This window comes from Paraburkholderia silviterrae (assembly GCF_004353915.1).
In the GTDB taxonomy this organism is placed as follows: domain Bacteria; phylum Pseudomonadota; class Gammaproteobacteria; order Burkholderiales; family Burkholderiaceae; genus Paraburkholderia; species Paraburkholderia silviterrae.
Genome location: NZ_SMRP01000026.1, coordinates 41710 through 58811, shown reverse-complemented (window position 1 = coordinate 58811; position 17102 = coordinate 41710). Strand labels below are relative to the sequence as shown.

The window sequence follows — 17102 nt, the reverse complement described above, 5'->3', positions numbered from 1 at the left end:
GGCGGCCATTGCCGGACCCGGCAAGCTGCGCGCCGATGGTACGATCTGCGCCACCTCCCTGGCATTCGGCTTCCTCATGGCGCGCGACAATTTCAGCGATCTCCTGGCCTTTCTCGCCGTTGCCCGCGAGCGCAGCTTCACGCGCGCGGCGGCCCAGCTCGGCGTTTCGCCGTCCGCGTTGAGCCACACCCTGCGCGCGCTCGAAACGCGCCTGGGCTTGCGCCTGCTCACGCGCACCACGCGCAGCGTCTCCACCACCGAGGCCGGCGAGCGCCTGTTTCAGGCCGTTTCGCCGCGCTTCGAGCAGATCGATGCCGAGCTCGCCTCGCTCGCCGACCTGCGCGACAAGCCCGCGGGCACGATCCGCATCACCGCCATCGACCACACCGTCAACACCGTGATCTGGCCGAAGCTCAGGACGTTGCTGCCCGCGTATCCGGACATCAAGGTGGAAATCACCGTGGATTACGGGCTGCGCGATATCGTGGCCGAGCGCTACGACATAGGCGTGCGCCTCGGCGACCAGGTCGCGAAGGACATGATCGCGGTGCGCATCGGGCCCGATCTGAAAATGGCGATCGTGGCCTCCCCCGCTTACCTCGCGAAGCACAAGGCACCGAAGTCGCCGCAGGATCTGCTGAGTCACAACTGCATCACGCTGCGCCTCACGGGCTCGGGCGGCCTGTACGCGTGGGAGCTCAAGAAAGACGATCACGCCTTGCAGGTGCGCGTGGACGGCCAGCTCACGTTCAACGCGGTCCCGCAAATGCTGGGCGCGGCGCTGGACGGCTTCGGTCTTGCCTTCGTGCCCGAAGACGCCGCGCTGCCCTATCTGCGCGCGGGCGAGTTGAAGAGCGTGCTCAAGGACTGGTGCCCGGTCTTTCCCGGCTACCACGCGTTCTACCCGAGCCGGCGGCAGTCGTCGCGCGCGCTCGGGCTCGTGATCGATGCATTGCGCTATCGCGGCGAGGGCAGCGAGGCGCCGCGCCGCAAGCGCTCGTAGTTGTTCCTGGCTTGGCTTGGCTTGGCTTGACTTGGCATGGCCTGGCCGCGCTCAGCCGGCCTTGCGGCCCTCGACCGGATAGCCGGGATCGGTATAGCCCGGCGTCGACGCATGGCCCGGCGGCACGAGGCTGTCGATGAACTTCTCGTCCTCGGGACTCAACTGGAGCGCCAGGGCTTCGACGTAGCTGTCCCAATGCGCCTCGGTGCGCGGCCCCGCGATCGTCGAGCTCACGAGCCGGTTGTTGAGCACCCACGCGAGCGCGAACGCAACCGGAGTCGTGCCGCGCTGCGCCGCGTACGCGGCGATCCGCTGCGCGATGTGCAACGACTCGGCGCGCCACTCGGTCTGCTGGATGCGCCGGTCGCCGCGCCCTGCGCGGCTGTCCGCGGGCGGCTGCGCATCCACGGCATATTTCCCGGTCAGCACGCCGCGCGCGAGCGGGCTGTACGGGACCACGCCCAGGCCATAGTGCCCGGCGGCGGGCAGCTGCTCGACTTCGGCGCTGCGGTCCACGATGTTGTAGAGCGGCTCGCTAGCAACGGGCCGCTCGATGCCGAGCTGGTCCGCAATGCGCACCACTTCGGCAATGCGCCAGCCGCGAAAATTGGAAAGCCCGAAATAGCGCACCTTGCCCTGGCGGATCAGATCGCCCACCGCGCGCACGCCCTCTTCGAGCGGCAGATCGGGCAAGGCGCGATGGAAATAGAGCACGTCGATATAGTCGGTGTTCAGACGCTTCAGGCTCGCCTCGACCGACTGGAAGATCCATTTGCGCGACTGCCCCTGCTGGTTGGGACCCTGCGCGGGGCCTGCGGGATAGCCGAACTTCGTCGCTACGACCCAGTCGTCGCGGCGCGCCGCGATGGCGCGGCCCACGATCTCCTCGGAGCGGCCCGCATGGTAGACGTCGGCGGTATCGATGAAATTGACGCCCTGCTCGAAGGCCTTGTCGATGATGCGCCTCGCCGTCGCCTCATCGGTTTCGCCGCCGAACATCATGGCGCCCAGACACAACGGCGAAACCTTCAGGCCGCTGCGGCCCAGATAGCGATAGTCCATAACCCAAAACTCCAAAGTGGCTGCGCGTCGGATCGACGGCCGAAGTGCTCATTAGAAGCCAGCGCGCGCATCGGATAAAGGTGGATAAACCGCATGCGTTCATGAATGGCGTTCACCAATCCTCAAGCTGTGCCGGGCGCGATCGCTTTCGAGCACCGCGTTTCGCCCGCACACCGCAGGCTCAGGCCGTCGTATGTGCATGTGCACCGTCGACCGAACCCCCTGCGCTGTCGAGCGAGCGGTCCGGGCGCATCGTGAACGAGAGCACGATGCCCAGCGCCATGATCGCCATCGACACCGTGAACGGCAGGTTCCAGTTGCCGGTGCGGTCGATCAGCCAGCCGCCCACCACGGGGCTCACGATGGCCGCAGCGGCCGAGCCCGTGTTCATGATCCCGCTCGCGGTGCCGGCGTGCCTGGGTGCGATGTCCATGGGCACGGCCCACATCGGCCCGATGGTCATTTCGTTGAAGAAGAAGCCCGCGCTCAGGCACAGCGCGGCGAGCGTCACCGTCACGTTCTGCGCGAGCAGGATGGGCGCGAGCGAGAGCAGCGTGAGCAGCATGCACACGCCCACCATCACGTTGCGCGCGAGGCGCAGGTTGCGGCTCTTCTTGAGAATGCGGTCGGTGACCGCGCCGCCGAGCCAATCGCCCAGCACACCCGCGAAGAACACGCCCGAGGCGAACAGCGCCGACTGGGCCAGGTGCATGTGGTAGTTGTGCAGGAAGTACTGTGGAATCCAGCCGAGGAACAGCCACAGGACCCAGCCGTAGCAGAAGTACACGGCCGTGACCGGCGACATGCGCGCCACGAGCCGCCGCCACGGCACCGGCGCGCGCTCCTTCGCGCCGGAAAAGCGCTCGAGCCCCTCGCATTCGGCGGCGGTGATGCGCGGATGCGCGCGCGGATCGTCGCGGAAGTACCAGATCCACAGCACGGCCCAGATGAAGCTCGCGACGCCCGTGACGATGAAGGCGCCGCGCCAGCCCGACACCAGCATGAGCCAGACGATGAGCGGCGGCGCGATGGCATTGCCGATGCGCGAGGCGGCGTGCGTCGTGCCCTGTGCGAAGCCGCGGCGGTTTGCGGGCATCCAGTTCGACATCGCGCGGGTGGCGGTGGGGAATGTCGCGCCTTCGCCGAGGCCAAGCAGCAAGCGCGCCACGATCATGGAGGTGAAGCCGCCCGCGAGACCGGTGAGCACCGTGGCGCCGGCCCAGATCACGGCGCAAACGGCGAGCGTGCGGCGCGGGCCGAAGCGGTCGCCCACCCACCCGCCGATAATCTGGAACAGCAGATACGGATACGCGAAGGCGGAAAACACGATGCCGACCTCGGTATGCGAGAGATGAAGCTCGGCCGCGAACTGGCTCGCAGCCGTGCTCACGTTGACGCGGTCGACATAGGTGATGAGGTACATCGCGCACAGCAATAGCAGCACGCGTGTGGTGGCTCGGCGCAACATCATCGTCTCCTTGCTGGAAGTGTTCTGGCGCGGCGCGCGAGACGTGCGCTCGCGGCCCGCTTCGCCTCGCGGCGGGTACTTCAGGACTCCGGATGTTTCGAATTCTGTTTCGGGCGCACTGGTTGCCGCTTGTGTGCCGCTCGTGTGCCGCTCTCAGGTGGCTTCAGCGCGGTGGGCCGAGTGCGCGCTCCAGAACCTGTGCCACGTGCAGTGCGCGCGCACTGGCACCGTCCGCGATCTGATGGCGGCAGCTCGTGCCGTCGGCGACCACCAGCGCGTCGCCGGCTGCCTGTGCGGCGCGCACCGCGGGCAAGAGCGCCAGTTCCGCCATGGCGAGCGAGGTTGCGTAATGCTCGCTCTCGTAACCGAAGCTGCCCGCCATGCCGCAACACGACGACTCGACCGGCGCGATCGCGAGCCCCGGGATCCAGCCGAGCACCGTCTGCACCGGCGTGAACGCATCGAACGCCTTCTGGTGGCAATGGCCGTGGACGACGGCGCGTGCCTCGGGCAGCGCATGGAGCTTCAGGTCGAGCCGCCCCGCCCCGCGCTCGCGCACTAGGAATTCCTCGAAGAGCAGCGCGTGGCGCGCGAGCTTCGCGGCGGCCTCGCCGAAACCGTAGGCGGTCCATTCGTCGCGCAGCGTGAGCAGGCACGAGGGCTCCAGCCCCACGATGGGCACGCCGCGCTCGACCCAGGGCATGAGCGCATCGAGCGAGCGGCGCGCCTCGGCCTTCGCCTGATCGACGAGGCCCGCCGCGAGAAACGTGCGTCCGCAGCAGAGCGGGCGCTCGCCCGCCATGGTGTTCAGGCGCACCGTGTAGCCCGCCGCCTCCAGCACGCGTTTGGCGGCGCGCGCGACAGCGGGCTCGATATAGTTGCTGAACGTGTCGACGAACAGCAGCACTTCGCGCGCCTTCTCAGCCGGCGTGGCGTCATTCGCGCTGGCCTCGGCCATCCCCGTGAACGGGCGCACAATGCGCGGAAACGCGCGCTCTTGCGCGAAGCCGATGCGCCGCTTGAGCCATGCCGCCAAGCGCGGCCAGCGCTCGATCGCGGGCAGCGCGCCGGGCACGCGGCTCGCGAGCGGCGCATAGCGCGGCAAATATGCAACGAGCCGCTCGCGCAGATCCAGGCCGTGCGCGCGCTGCCATGCCGCGCGCGCCTCGATCTTCAGGCGCGCCATATCCACGCCGGTCGGGCAATCGCGCTTGCAGCCCTTGCACGACACGCACAGGTCGAGCACGTCCTTGACGGCGCGGCTTGCCAGACCGCCCTCAGCCTCTCCACTCGCGGCGCCGCCTGCCCCCTCCATGGATTCCAGTTGCCCCGACAAGGCCAGCCGCAACGTATTCGCACGCCCGCGCGTGACATGCTGCTCGTCACGCGTGACGCGATAACTCGGGCACATCGTGCCCGCATCGAACTTGCGGCAGTGGCCATTGTTGTTGCACATCTCGACGGCCTTCGCGAGCCCCTCGCTCGCGTCGCCGCCCGAACCCGGCGCACCCTCGGCACCCGTCAGCGGATCGCGCGTGACATTCCATGCCGACCAGTCCAGTGTGGGCCGCCACGCGCGCTCGCGGTAGCCGGGCGCGAAGCGGAAGTTCGCCGCCTCGTCCATCTTCGGCGGATGGACGATGCGGTCCGGGCTCATGCGATTCGCGGAATCGAAGAGCGCCTTGATTTCGGCGAACGCCGCATTGATGCGTGGTCCGTACTGCCAGGCAACCCATTCGCCACGGCACAGACCGTCGCCGTGCTCGCCCGAGAACGCGCCCTTGTACTCGCGCACCATCTCGGCGGCCTCTTCGGCAATCGCGCGCATCTTCTGCGCGCCGTCGCAGCGCATGTCGAGTATCGGGCGCACGTGCAGCGTTCCCACGCTCGCGTGCGCGTACCATGTGCCTTCCGTGCCGTGTCGATGGAACACCTCGGTCAGTCGGCTCGTGTAGTCGGCGAGATGCTCGAGCGGCACCGCGCAGTCTTCGATGAACGAGACCGGCTTGCCGTCGCCCTTCATGCTCATCATGATGTTCAGGCCCGCCTTGCGCACGTCCCAGAGCGCCTTCTGCGCGGCGGCATCGGTCATCTCGACCACGCCGCCGGGCAGGCCCAGATCGCCCATCAGCTCCACGAGCTGCGCGAGGCGCGCAAGCTGGACCTCGCGCTCGTCGCCGGCGAATTCCACCAGCAGGACCGCCTGCGGCGCGCCCACCAGCGCGCGCTCGATCACGGGCCGGAACGCAGGATTGTCGAGCGCGAGGTCGATCATCGTGCGATCGACGAGCTCGACCGCGCTCGGCCCGAGCTTGACGATGTGCTGCGTGAGATCCATCGCGCCGTAGAAGGTGGGGAAGTTCACCACGCCCAGCGCCTTGTGGCGCGGCAGCGGCGCGAGGCGCAGCGTCAACTGGCGGCTGAACGCCAGCGTGCCTTCGGAACCCACCAGCAGGTTCGCGAGATTCGGCTCGCCGTCGCGCTCGAACGCGAGCGGGTTCTGGCAATCGAACAGGTCGAGGTTGTAGCCGGCCACGCGGCGCAGCACCTTCGGCACGCGCTCGCGCAGTTCGTCGCGCTCGCGTTCGGCAATAACGCGCACGCCCTCGACGAGCGCACGCGTGCGCGCATCGCATGACATTTCGGACAACTTGCCGAATCCGGTCTCGTGGCCATCCGCGAGCACCGCGTCGATGGCGGCCACGTTGTGCACCATGATGCCGTACTCGATCGAGCGCGAGCCGCACGAGTTGTTGCCGGCCATGCCGCCTATCGTGCATTGCGCGCCCGTGGAGACGTCCACCGGAAACCACAGGCCGTGCGGCTTGAGCCACGCGTTGAGAGAGTCGAGCACCACGCCCGGCTCGACCGTCACGGTGCGCGCCTGTGCGTCGAAGGCCACGATGCGGTTGAGCCACTTGCTCGTGTCGATCACGAGCGCCTCGCCCACGGTCTGCCCGCACTGGCTCGTGCCCGCGCCGCGCGCCAGCACCGGCGCGCCGGTATCGCGCGCGATGTCGAGCGCAACGCGCAGATCGTCCTGGTCGCGCGGCACCGCTACGCCGATGGGCATGATCTGGTAGATCGACGCGTCCGTGGCGTAGCGGCCGCGCGAGGCGCGGTCGAACAGCACGTCGCCGCGCAATTCGCGCGCGAGCCGCGCGGCGAGCGGCGTGAGCGCCGCTCGCGCGGAAGCGGGCATGAGCCGGATGGGCTGAACGAGCGGTTTGGGTGTGGACGTGAGCATCGGATAATCAGTTGAAACGTCGGGCGTTCAAACGTCGTGCATCGGTTCGTCGCGGATTGCGTGCATAGGCACACCAGGACCTGTTCACGCCAATTTCACGCTAGTAACAGGCCCTGGCGAGGCGTGAGCTCACGCCACCGCCTTCAGCCGTGGCGCGCTCTCATGCTGCGCGAGATAGTCCATTGCCGCGCCCACACCGCTCGCGCGCAGCGTTACGCCCGCGAGCCGCAGCCCCATCTCGCACCCGGCAAGCGCCGCCATCAGCGCGAGGTCGTTGCAGTCGCCGAGATGGCCGATGCGGAACATGCGCCCTTTCACCTTGCCGAGCCCCGTGCCGAGCGACAGATCGAAGCGTTCGTAGATGAGCTTGCGCACCGCGTCTGCGTCCACGCCCTCCTGCATGACCACGCCCGTGAGCACCGGCGAATACACGGCGGGGTCCACGCATTGAATCTCGAGCCCCCATGCCGTTACCGCCGCACGGCACGCGGCCGCCAGCCGCCGGTGGCGCGCGAACACGTTGTCGAGCCCTTCGCCCAGAATCATCTCGAGCGCTTCCGAGAGGCCATACAGCAGGTTCGTATTGGGCGTATAGGGCCAGTAGCCCTCCTTGTTCATCTCGACGATCTCGGCCCAGCTCCAGAATGCGCGCGGCAGCTTCGCTTCGCGGCTCGCCTCCAGCGCCTTCTGCGAGAGCGCGTTGAAGCTGATGCCGGGCGGCAGCATCAAGCCCTTCTGCGAGCCCGAGACGGTCACGTCCACGCCCCATTCGTCGTGGCGGTAGTCGGCGCACGCAAGGCCCGAAATCGTGTCGACCATGAAAAGCGCCGGGTGCCCGGCCGCATCGATGGCTCGGCGCACGGCTGCGATATCGGAGGTCACGCCCGTGGAAGTCTCGTTGTGCACGACGCAGACCGCCTTGATCGCATGGCCCGTATCCGCGCGCAGACGCGCCTCGATCATGTCCGCCTGCACGCCGCGCCGCCAGCCCTCCACGCCGGGCAGGCCGAGAAACTCGGGCTTCAGGCCCAGGCTCTCCGCCATCTTCTTCCACAGCGTCGCGAAGTGGCCGGTCTCGTACATCAGCACCGCGTCGCCAGGCGAGAGCGTGTTGGTGAGCGCCGCCTCCCACGCGCCGGTGCCCGAAGCGGGATAGATCACCACGGGCTGCGTAGTCTTGAAGACCTTCTTGATGCCGTCCATCACCGAAAGCCCGAGCGCGCCGAACTCGGGCCCGCGGTGGTCGATGGTCGGATAGCTCATCGCGCGCAGGATGCGGTCGGGCACGGGGCTCGGCCCGGGAATCTGCAGGAAATGGCGGCCGGCGGGATGGAAGTCGAGTTTCAGCATGAAGAGGTCCCACGTTCAAGGAAGGTCGGAAGTACTTCAGTCGATGCCACCCGATTCAGCCGAAATGGCATTTTGCATGCAAAATACTGTAGTGCACGCCTGACCAGATGCAAGGTGAAATTGGCCCGAATCCGCCCAGGGGAAACCCGGCAGTGCGACTCCACGAAGCGCCGTCGGCAGCCAGGCTAGAATGGGCGCAAGTTGGACGATGGGGTCTCGTATGCAAAATGCAGACTTTCCGGACGCGCAACTCGCGTCCGCACAACCTGACGCGCCGGAGCTCGCGCTGCCGAAGCTCGCGCGCCAGCGCCTGCACGACACGGTGGTCGACCACCTGCGCGAATTCATCGTCGAGGGGCAGTTGGCGCCCGGCGTGAAGCTCAACGAGCGCAAGCTGTGCGAAGTGCTGGGCATTTCGCGCACGCCGCTGCGCGAAGCGCTCAAGGTGCTCGCCGCCGAAGGGCTCATCGAAATCTCGCCAAACCGTGGCGCGACGGTGGCGCAGCTGAGCGAAGCCGAAATACGCGACATGTTCGAGCTCATGAGCGGGCTCGAGGCATTCGCGGGCGAGCTCGCGTGCGAGCGCATCAGCGAAACGGAGCTCGCGCAAATCAAGGCGCTGCACGCGGCCATGTTGTTGTGCCGCGCGCAGAACGACCTGTCCGGCTACTACTCGCGCAATCACGCGATTCACGACCTCATCAACATTGCGGCGCGCAACGCGGCGCTGCGCCAGACCTACGTGACGCTGAACCGGCGCCTGCAGGCGCTGCGCTTTCGCTCCAACTTCCAGACCGCCAAGTGGGACAGCGCGATACGCGACCACGAAGGCATGATTGCCGCGCTCGAAGCGCGCAATGGACCCGCACTCTCGAAGATCCTGCGCGGCCACCTGCTCGCCAAACGCGATGCCGTGCTGGCCGAGCGCACGCTCAGCGTCGCGGGGATGAATCGCGAGAAGTAGCGCGCATGCGCGCGGCAGCGTTCATCGGCTCGCGCACACATCGCCAATTAGCCTCGAAATGCAGCGCTCGATTCAATCGGGGATTGACACCCGTTTTATTTATTTCGTCATCCATATTATTTACCCGATATGACACGTTCGGGCATATTTACAGCGACCGTTGACCACGATGTAAATCATATCGATCGCTCCCCAAGGCAGACGTGCTCAATCGATTACCCTATACTCAGCTTTCATTCACAAAAAGCATGATCTCGTGCCAAACGTGATGTAACGCGGTAACGCAACAGCGGTGATGCAACATCGCACCTAGTTGCGCACGCATCCGTTTCACCACATCAAAGGGGCCACCGGCCCCAGCGGTCAAGGGCCCTGCCCTCCGCATCCATGCCGTCCTTGCAGGACGGTGCCCTGCTTCAGCGCGCACGTGCCGTTTCATTGCGTCGCTGGGCTGAACATGACAATCAGACGAACGCACTAGCGCGTTCACTCGACTGCCCGCCGCCTGTCGTCGCGGCCGGCAAGGACTGTTTCCGTCAGTTCAATCGCGGCCATGCCGGGATTACGAACTTCCATCGCGGCGCCATCTGGCGTCTTCGCGGCGTGCGCGCTTGTGCGCTCCTGTGCGCTCTTGTGCGCGCCGCACCGAGATCGAGGGGGCGTATCTTCATGACTCGACGCACTGTCCAACTGCTGGGCAGCCTGATAGCCATCGCCGTCATCGCATGGGCGCTCGCCCGTGGAATCGGCGCCGAAACGTTTCGCAGCCATGCGGACGATCTCGCTTATTACGCCTGCCGGCACATGCTGCTGGTCGCCTGGTCCATGGCGCTTGCCATCGTCGTTGGCGTGCCTGCCGGCGTGATGCTCAGCCGGCCGCGGTTTCAGCGCCACGCCGAGCGATTCATGCAGCTCTTCAACATCGGCAACACGATTCCATCGCTCGCCGTGCTCGCCATCGCGCTCGGCATTTTCGGCATCGGCGATATGCCCGCTATCGTCGCGCTGTTCCTCGCCTCGCTGCTGCCCATCACGCGCAATACCTACGAAGGCGTGAAGAACGTGCCCATGGCGCTGCGCGAAGCCGCCAAAGGCATCGGCATGACCGGCTGGCAGTCGCTCACCCGCGTGGAACTGCCCAATGCGCTGCCCATCATCGTGGGCGGCGTGCGCACGGCGCTCGCCATCAACGTGGGCACAGCGCCGCTCGCCTACCTGATCGGTGCCGACAGCCTCGGCTCGCTGATCTTCCCCGGCATCTATCTCGACAACCAGCCCTTGCTGCTGCTGGGCGCCTCGCTCACCGCGATACTCGCGCTCGTGCTGGACGGCATCGTCGCGGCCGGCAGCCGCCAATGGATCGTGCGCCGCGGAGGTGCCGCATGAGCGCCTTTCCCACCGATTTGTTCACCGCTTTGTTAACATTTCGCAGTACGATTCGATCGATCGCGCGCCTGTGCGCCGTGGGTACTCTGTGCGTGGCCGCAAGCTCCTCGGCGTTCGCCGCCAAACTCGTGCTGGGCGCGAAGAACTTCACCGAGCAATACGTGCTCGCGGAGTTGACCGCGCAGTACCTGCGCTCGCGTGGCTACGACGTGGAAGTCCGCTCCGGGCTCGGCAGCACGCTCATGCGCAGCGCGCTGGAAAACGGCCAGTTCGACCTCGTGTGGGATTACACGGGCACGGCGGCGCTCGTCTACGACAAGATCAAGGACAAGCTCCCGCCCGAGCAGATGTACCAGCGCGTGAAGGCACTCGATGAACCGCGCGGGCTCGTCTGGCTCGATGCCTCGCCGCTCAACGACACCTACGCGATCGGGCTGCCCAGCCAGTTCGCGCAGGCCTCCGGCATCAAAACGGTTTCGCAGCTCGCCGACTATCTGAAGACCCGCCCCGCTGCGAAGCACATGGTGTTCGGCATGGACGCGGAATTCGCGAACCGCCCCGATGGCCTCAAGCCGCTGCTCGAAACCTACGGCATGCATTTCAGCCGCTCGCAGATGAAGCAGATGGACCCCGGGCTCGTCTACACGGCGCTGCACAACAACCAGTTGAAGATCGGCCTCGTCTACACGACCGACGGCCGCGTGAAGGGCTTCGGCATCGTGCCGCTCGATGACGACAAGCATTTCTTTCCGCCGTACAACGCCACGCCTGTGGTGCGCAAGGAGGCGCTCGAGCACAACCCGAAGCTCGCGGCGCAACTCAACGCGCTTTCGGCGGCGCTCAACAACGACGTGATGCAGGACATGAACAAGGCAGTGGACCTCGACGGCAAGTCGCCGCGCGATGTGGCCGATGCCTTCCTGCGCACGCATCCGCTGCCTTGAAGGAGATCTCATGAGCGTATTCGACTATCTCGCTTCGAGCTGGCCCGAGCTGCTGCAGCTCACCTTGCAGCACATCTGGCTGGTTGGCATTGCCGTGGGCTGCGCGATCGTGGCGGGCGTGCCCCTCGGCATCGTCATCAACCGTCATGAGTGGCTCGCGGGCCCGCTGCTCGGGCTCGCCACCATCGTGCTCACGCTGCCTTCCATCGCGCTGTTCGGCCTTATGATCCCGTTCTTCTCGCGCTTCGGCCAGGGCATCGGCGCGGTGCCGGCGATCACGGCGGTATTTCTCTATTCGCTGCTGCCGATCATGCGCAACACTTACCTCGCGCTGCGCAACGTGGACGCCGGCATCAAGGAAGCCGGCACGGGCATTGGCATGACCTCGTGGCAGCGCCTGCGCCTCGTGGACTTGCCGCTCGCGGTACCCGTGATTCTCGCGGGCGTGCGCACCGCGGTCGTGATGAATATCGGCGTGATGACGATTGCCGCCGTGATTGGCGCGGGCGGCCTCGGCACGCTGATCCTGCGCGCCATCGGCCAGAGCAGCATGATGAAGCTGCTGGTGGGCGCGGTGCTCGTGAGCGTGCTCGCGATCGTCGCTGACCTGCTCCTGCAGTGGCTGCAGCGCGCGTTGACACCGAAAGGAGTGCAAAAGACATGATCGAACTCGAAAAACTGACCAAGACCTTCGCCCAGAAGGACGGCCAGCCCGTGCGCGCCGTCGACTCCGTGAGCTTGTCGGTGGCGGAAGGCGAAATCTGCGTGTTCCTTGGCCCCTCGGGCTGCGGCAAGACCACCACGCTCAAGATGATCAACCGGCTCATCGCGCCCACCTCGGGCCGCGTGCTCATCAACGGTGAGGACACCTCCGGACTCAACGAAGTCGACCTGCGCCGCCATATCGGCTACGTGATCCAGCAGATCGGGCTGTTCCCGAACATGACCATCGAGGAGAACATCACGGTGGTGCCGCGCCTGCTCGGCTGGGACAAGAAGCGCTGCGCCGAGCGCGCGCAAGAGCTCATGTCGATGGTCGCACTCGATCCGAAGCTGTATCTGAAGCGCTATCCGCGCGAGCTCTCGGGCGGCCAGCAGCAACGCGTGGGCGTGATTCGCGCGCTCGCCGCCGACCCGCCCGTGCTGTTGATGGACGAGCCGTTCGGCGCCGTCGACCCGATCAATCGCGAGTCCATCCAGAACGAGTTCTTCCAGATGCAGCGGCAACTGAAGAAGACCGTGATCATGGTGAGCCACGATATCGACGAGGCCATCAAGCTCGGCGACCGCATCGCCGTGTTCCGGCGCGGCCAGCTCGTGCAATACGATCACCCCGACACGCTGCTCGCGCGCCCGCGCGACGAATTCGTCGCACAGTTCGTGGGCCAGGACAGCACGCTCAAGCGCCTGCTGCTCGTGAAGGCCGGCGACGCCGCCACGCAGCCCGAAACGGCGCGCGTGGACACGCCGCTCGCGCACGCCTTCGCGGTCATGGACGAAGCGGACTGCCGCTATCTGACCGTGCTCGACGAAACGGGACATGCGCTCGGCTATGTCACGCGTCGTGCGGCACGCGGCGACGGCGCATGTGGCGAGCGCGTGACGCCCTTCGCGGCCAGCGTCTCGGTGGACGACAACCTGCGCATCGTGCTCTCGAAGATGTACCAGTTCAGCGCGTCGTGGATGCCGGTGCTCGATGCCGACGGCGCCTGGATTGGCGAAATCACGCAGGACTCGATCGCGGCCTATTTGAGCTCAGGCCGTTCGCGCCAGCAAACGGGCCAGCCGCCTGGCAGTCCAGTTGGCGTGATCCCGGCCAGCGCGGCTGCCTGAGCGCGACCAGAGCGCAGCGGAAAAACGCAAACAGCACACGCCCGCATCGTGCGGGCGTGTGCTGTTTTTTAAGTGTTTCCTAAGTTTCGCGCACGCATAATGACCGGCTGCGAAACACGCCGTGTACGCCGGCGCTCCGGGCTTCACTCATGAAACGCACGTATCAGCATCGCGGCCATACCCTCGACGTCAGTGTCGAAACCGTCTGCCGCACCCAGGAAGGCGCCGCCGCGCTCGACCACATCGCGTTGCTCCTGATTTCCTCAGATGAAAAGATGCCGTTCGCCTCGCTGCGCATCGACCGCGCGGCGGGACGCGCATTCGCTTCGGAAGCGGAAGCGCTGATGGGTGGTTACAGCGTGGGCAGCAGCATCGTCGACAAGCTCATCGACGATGGAAAATTGATGACCGGGGAAATCGCCAGCAGCGCGCTTTGATTCACGCACTGATTCGCTGATTGATTCGGATACCAGAACGAATGGCGTTTCACGAAGGCGAATGCGTCTCGATGGCGTCGAGTGCCGCGCGCCGTTCGATCCACCGCACCGCGAGCACCGTTGCCGACACGATCCCGATCACGCCCAGGCGAAAGCCCGGCGTCGCGAACGAGGTCGCTGGCACGCACAACACCACGATCGCAACGAAAACGACAGCTTGAATGAACATCGTCGTAAGGGCGATGACGATCAGATCTGCACGCAACTGTGCAAAGATCGGCGGCTTCATGGCGGGGCTCACTCCAGTGCGGGCTGGCGTTCGGCGCGCATTCGCTGTCACGGCGTGGAGCCGATGCTGCGGCGATGCGAGGAATGATCCGGTGGCGAGCATGGCTCGCCACCGAGCCGCACGATCTTAACGAAGCCTGGCTGAAGAGAACCTTAAGCGCCCAGTGAGGCGAAGGCGCACGAACGGCCTGCGCCATGTTCACATGAAAGCCGTTCGTTAGCACAACGTTTTCATCCCGCAAGAAAGCGCTGTGCGAGCCGCACCCACGCCGCCGCGCCGAGCGGCAGCACCTGGTCGTTGAAGTCGTAGCCGGGGTTGTGCACCATGCAGCCGCCGAACTCGCCTTCGCCGTTGCCTAGCAACATATAGCAGCCCGGCACGGCCTTGAGCATCCACGCAAAATCCTCGCTGCCGTTCAGTCCCTTCGGCGCCTGCACGACGACGTTCTCCGCCCCCACCAGCTCCGTGCAAACCTGTTGCGCAAGCAACGTTTCATCAGCCGTGTTGACCATCGGGGGAGTGAGCTGCCGGTAATCGATATGGGCCTCCACCCCGTGAGCCTGCGCCGTGGCCGCCACGATCTCGCGCACGCGCTGCTCCACGAGTTCGCGCGTCTCGGGACGCGCCGCGCGAATGTTGACGCCTAGCGTCACCGTCTCCGGAATCACGTTGTGGGTCGCGCCGCCCTTGATGAAGCCCACCGAGACCACGGCGGTGTCGTCGGGCGCGACGTTGCGCGCGACGATCGTCTGCAGCGCCGTGACAAGCGCGGCCGCCGCCACGATGGGGTCCTTCACGCGGTGCGGCATGGCGCCGTGGCCGCCCACGCCCTTGAGCGTGACGTCGGCCACGTCGGACGACAGGCTCACCGGCCCCGCAAGCACGCGGAACGTGCCGGCCGGCACGCCCGGCATGTTGTGCAGCGCGTAGACGGCGTCGCACGGGAAGCGCTCGAACAGGCCGTCGTCGATCATCGCCTTCGCGCCGCACAGGTTCTCTTCGTCGGGCTGGAAGATGAGGTTGAGCGTGCCGTCGAAATCGCGCCGCTGCGCCAGCGTCTTTGCCGCTGCAAGCAGAATGGCCGTGTGGCCGTCGTGGCCGCACGCGTGCATCTTGCCCGCGTGCTGGCTCGCATACGGCAACCCGGTGTTCTCGACGATGGGCAGCGCATCCATGTCGGCGCGTATGCCCAGGCGCCGCTTGCCCGTGCCCACCTTCAATTGCCCCACCACGCCGCGGCGCCCAATGCCGGTGTGCACTTCATAGCCCCACTTCTCGAGCAGCATCGCCACGAGCCTGGCGGTGGCGCCCACCTCGAAGCCCAGTTCGGGCTGCGAATGAATCTGGCGGCGAATGCCGATGAACGTTTCGGCATCGATTTCAATTTCGGGCAGCAGCGTGGGCAGCAGTTGAAACGGCGTAAGCGTGGGTTCGCGCTTCATGTCGGTGGCGTCCTTGTGGTATTCGTTGGGTTCAGAAGGCGCAGTGGCGCCTGCGGCGTGCTCAATCGACGCGGCGCTCCTGGATGCTCCAGACCGCGAGCAGCGTCACGAGCCCGCACGCGACCATGTAGAGCGCCGGAGCAAGCGGGTTGCCGGTCTTCGCAATGAGCCAGGTGACGATGAACTGCGAGCTGCCGCCGAACACCGTCACGCCCACGCTGTAGATCACCGAAAGGCCGCTCGCGCGCACCGCGGCCGGCAGCATTTCCATGAGCACGAGCAGCATGGGCGTCGAGCCGAGATTCGCAGCCGCAGTCAGCAGCACCGAAAGCGCGAGCACGAGCGGCACGCTGGGAAAGCGCGCCATGAGCCAGAACGCGGGCACCACCGCGATAAGGTTGAAAGCGAGCGATGCCATGACGAGCGGCTTGCGCCGCGTGAGCCGATCTGCGAGACGCCCGGAGACGAGCGAGGCGATCAGCATCGTGATGCCCGTGGCGCACCCCGAGAGCAGCGAAAGCGAAGGCGGCATCTTCAGCACGCGGATCATATAGGTGGGCATGAAGAAGACCACGAGATACATGCCCACCGTGCCCGCCGTAACCGAGAGGATGCCCTTGAGCACCTTGCCGCCGTGCTCGCGCATGAGCGTGCCGAGCGGACTCGGCGCATCGGGCGCGGCCTCGTGCGTCTCGTCGAGTTTCGCGCGGATATAGAGGCCCACCGGCGCGATCGCGAGGCCGCCGAGGAACGGCAGACGCCAGCCCCAGCTTTCGAGCGCATGTGGCGTGAGCGTGGCATAGAGCATGGCGCCCGTGAGCGCGCCGATCAGTGCGGAGATGCCCTGGCTGCCCAGTTGCCAGCTCACGCGAAAGCCGCGCTGCCCCACCGAGCCCGACTCCATCAGCATGGATGTGGCCGCGCCGATCTCGCCGCCGAGCGAAAAGCCCTGCAGCAGGCGCCCCGCGAGCAGCACGAGCGAGCCGTACACGCCGGCCTGCGCATAGGTGGGCGCCAGCGAGATGCACAGCGTGCCCGCCACCATCAGCGCGATGGTGAGCGTCATCGCGGCCTTGCGCCCGCGCCGGTCGGCATAGCTGCCGATCACGAGGCCGCCGAGCGGCCGCATCACGAAGCCAATGCCGAAGGTGGCCACCGCGAGCAACAGCGATCCAAATGGACTGTCCGAGGGAAAGAAGAGCCTGCCAATCAGGATGGCGAAGAAACTGTAGACCGTGAAGTCGTACATTTCCAGCGCATTGCCGATCGAGCATGCGGCGATGAGGCGGAACTGGCTCTGGCGTGCCGGTGCGTGGCTGAGAGCGGCGGCGCGCGCGTTGGCGAGCGTATCGTCGGCGGCGCTGAGCGTAGCGTCATTCATGGCGGATCTCCGCAGGCAGGGTTGAACGTCGCGTTCGTGGCATTCGCCGTGCGCCTTCGGCGTGCCCATCATGCGCTCATGGCGCGCATGCGGCCGTGTTGACTTCCATGCAAACGGCTGGCGCGAGTTGATATTCAGGCAAGGTTCACTTTTGCAAGAAGTGAGAAATTTTCATCGTGATAACCAGATGGAATCGAATTCATAACCTTCGCTCAGCGGCCCGGATGGATTCCGACCAGAAGTCGATATGCCCTACGATTTGAAATCGACCCAGAAAGGTCGAGCACGGCTGGAAG

At 66.1% G+C, this 17102-nt stretch carries 14 protein-coding genes; 7 read left to right on the top strand and 7 right to left on the bottom strand.

Going from position 1 to position 17102, the window contains the following annotated elements; genetic code table 11:
* The first annotated feature begins 76 nt into the window (after window positions 1-76).
* Window positions 77-1003 (top strand): LysR family transcriptional regulator, encoded by a 927-nt coding sequence (locus tag EYW47_RS32730; RefSeq protein ID WP_133198960.1) that lies wholly within the window; start codon window positions 77-79, stop codon window positions 1001-1003.
* Window positions 1004-1054: 51 nt separating this feature from the next.
* On the opposite strand, the gene EYW47_RS32725 is transcribed toward EYW47_RS32730, so the two are convergent.
* The 4 genes from EYW47_RS32725 to EYW47_RS32710 all read right to left on the bottom strand — a co-directional run bounded on the left by EYW47_RS32725 (window position 1055) and on the right by EYW47_RS32710 (window position 8130).
* Window positions 1055-2065: an aldo/keto reductase gene (locus EYW47_RS32725; protein WP_133198959.1), complete on the bottom strand. Its 1011-nt coding sequence runs from the start codon at window positions 2063-2065 to the stop codon at window positions 1055-1057.
* 181 nt (window positions 2066-2246) lie between these two features.
* Window positions 2247-3536, bottom strand: coding sequence for an MFS transporter (locus EYW47_RS32720; RefSeq protein ID WP_133198958.1), 1290 nt, complete (start codon window positions 3534-3536; stop codon window positions 2247-2249).
* A 160-nt stretch (window positions 3537-3696) separates the two neighbouring features.
* Window positions 3697-6780, bottom strand: a complete 3084-nt coding sequence (locus EYW47_RS32715; protein WP_133198957.1) for an FAD-binding and (Fe-S)-binding domain-containing protein — start codon at window positions 6778-6780, stop codon at window positions 3697-3699.
* Between the two features lie 129 nt (window positions 6781-6909).
* On the bottom strand, window positions 6910-8130 hold the full coding sequence (locus EYW47_RS32710; RefSeq protein ID WP_133198956.1) for a pyridoxal-phosphate-dependent aminotransferase family protein: 1221 nt from the start codon (window positions 8128-8130) through the stop codon (window positions 6910-6912).
* 220 nt (window positions 8131-8350) lie between these two features.
* Here EYW47_RS32710 and EYW47_RS32705 point away from each other — a divergent pair, with 220 nt between their 5' ends.
* From EYW47_RS32705 to EYW47_RS32680, 6 genes are all read left to right on the top strand, one after another.
* Window positions 8351-9094 (top strand): GntR family transcriptional regulator, encoded by a 744-nt coding sequence (locus tag EYW47_RS32705; protein ID WP_133198955.1) that lies wholly within the window; start codon window positions 8351-8353, stop codon window positions 9092-9094.
* 669 nt (window positions 9095-9763) lie between these two features.
* The gene (locus EYW47_RS32700; RefSeq protein ID WP_133198954.1) at window positions 9764-10480 is read left to right on the top strand and encodes an ABC transporter permease; all 717 of its coding nucleotides are present in this window, start codon (window positions 9764-9766) and stop codon (window positions 10478-10480) included.
* On the top strand, window positions 10477-11424 hold the full coding sequence (locus EYW47_RS32695) for a glycine betaine ABC transporter substrate-binding protein (protein ID WP_133198953.1): 948 nt from the start codon (window positions 10477-10479) through the stop codon (window positions 11422-11424). The genes EYW47_RS32700 and EYW47_RS32695 overlap by 4 nt, the downstream gene beginning before the upstream one ends.
* Before the next feature lie 10 nt (window positions 11425-11434).
* Entirely contained in the window at window positions 11435-12088 is a 654-nt protein-coding gene (locus EYW47_RS32690; RefSeq protein WP_133198952.1) for an ABC transporter permease, read from the top strand.
* Window positions 12085-13257, top strand: coding sequence for an ABC transporter ATP-binding protein (locus EYW47_RS32685; protein ID WP_133198951.1), 1173 nt, complete (start codon window positions 12085-12087; stop codon window positions 13255-13257). The genes EYW47_RS32690 and EYW47_RS32685 overlap by 4 nt, the downstream gene beginning before the upstream one ends.
* Before the next feature lie 149 nt (window positions 13258-13406).
* A complete protein-coding gene (locus tag EYW47_RS32680; RefSeq protein WP_133198950.1) occupies window positions 13407-13694 on the top strand; it encodes a hypothetical protein in 288 nt (95 codons plus the stop codon).
* A gap of 49 nt (window positions 13695-13743) precedes the next feature.
* On the opposite strand, the gene EYW47_RS32675 is transcribed toward EYW47_RS32680, so the two are convergent.
* The 3 genes from EYW47_RS32675 to EYW47_RS32665 form a co-directional block, all read right to left on the bottom strand.
* The gene (locus EYW47_RS32675; RefSeq protein ID WP_133198949.1) at window positions 13744-13983 is read right to left on the bottom strand and encodes a hypothetical protein; all 240 of its coding nucleotides are present in this window, start codon (window positions 13981-13983) and stop codon (window positions 13744-13746) included.
* A gap of 230 nt (window positions 13984-14213) precedes the next feature.
* A complete protein-coding gene (locus EYW47_RS32670) occupies window positions 14214-15425 on the bottom strand; it encodes a M20 aminoacylase family protein (protein WP_133198948.1) in 1212 nt (403 codons plus the stop codon).
* A 61-nt stretch (window positions 15426-15486) separates the two neighbouring features.
* Window positions 15487-16806, bottom strand: coding sequence for an MFS transporter (locus EYW47_RS32665; protein WP_133198947.1), 1320 nt, complete (start codon window positions 16804-16806; stop codon window positions 15487-15489).
* Window positions 16807-17102: the final 296 nt, after the last annotated feature.

Coding starts and splice junctions, on each gene's coding strand:
- EYW47_RS32730 (WP_133198960.1), top strand. CDS start 77: ATGGCGCGCGACAATTTCAGCGATCTCCTGGCCTTTCTCGCCGTTGCC.
- EYW47_RS32725 (WP_133198959.1), bottom strand. CDS start 2,065: ATGGACTATCGCTATCTGGGCCGCAGCGGCCTGAAGGTTTCGCCGTTG.
- EYW47_RS32720 (WP_133198958.1), bottom strand. CDS start 3,536: ATGATGTTGCGCCGAGCCACCACACGCGTGCTGCTATTGCTGTGCGCG.
- EYW47_RS32715 (WP_133198957.1), bottom strand. CDS start 6,780: ATGCTCACGTCCACACCCAAACCGCTCGTTCAGCCCATCCGGCTCATG.
- EYW47_RS32710 (WP_133198956.1), bottom strand. CDS start 8,130: ATGCTGAAACTCGACTTCCATCCCGCCGGCCGCCATTTCCTGCAGATT.
- EYW47_RS32705 (WP_133198955.1), top strand. CDS start 8,351: ATGCAAAATGCAGACTTTCCGGACGCGCAACTCGCGTCCGCACAACCT.
- EYW47_RS32700 (WP_133198954.1), top strand. CDS start 9,764: ATGACTCGACGCACTGTCCAACTGCTGGGCAGCCTGATAGCCATCGCC.
- EYW47_RS32695 (WP_133198953.1), top strand. CDS start 10,477: ATGAGCGCCTTTCCCACCGATTTGTTCACCGCTTTGTTAACATTTCGC.
- EYW47_RS32690 (WP_133198952.1), top strand. CDS start 11,435: ATGAGCGTATTCGACTATCTCGCTTCGAGCTGGCCCGAGCTGCTGCAG.
- EYW47_RS32685 (WP_133198951.1), top strand. CDS start 12,085: ATGATCGAACTCGAAAAACTGACCAAGACCTTCGCCCAGAAGGACGGC.
- EYW47_RS32680 (WP_133198950.1), top strand. CDS start 13,407: ATGAAACGCACGTATCAGCATCGCGGCCATACCCTCGACGTCAGTGTC.
- EYW47_RS32675 (WP_133198949.1), bottom strand. CDS start 13,983: ATGAAGCCGCCGATCTTTGCACAGTTGCGTGCAGATCTGATCGTCATC.
- EYW47_RS32670 (WP_133198948.1), bottom strand. CDS start 15,425: ATGAAGCGCGAACCCACGCTTACGCCGTTTCAACTGCTGCCCACGCTG.
- EYW47_RS32665 (WP_133198947.1), bottom strand. CDS start 16,806: ATGAATGACGCTACGCTCAGCGCCGCCGACGATACGCTCGCCAACGCG.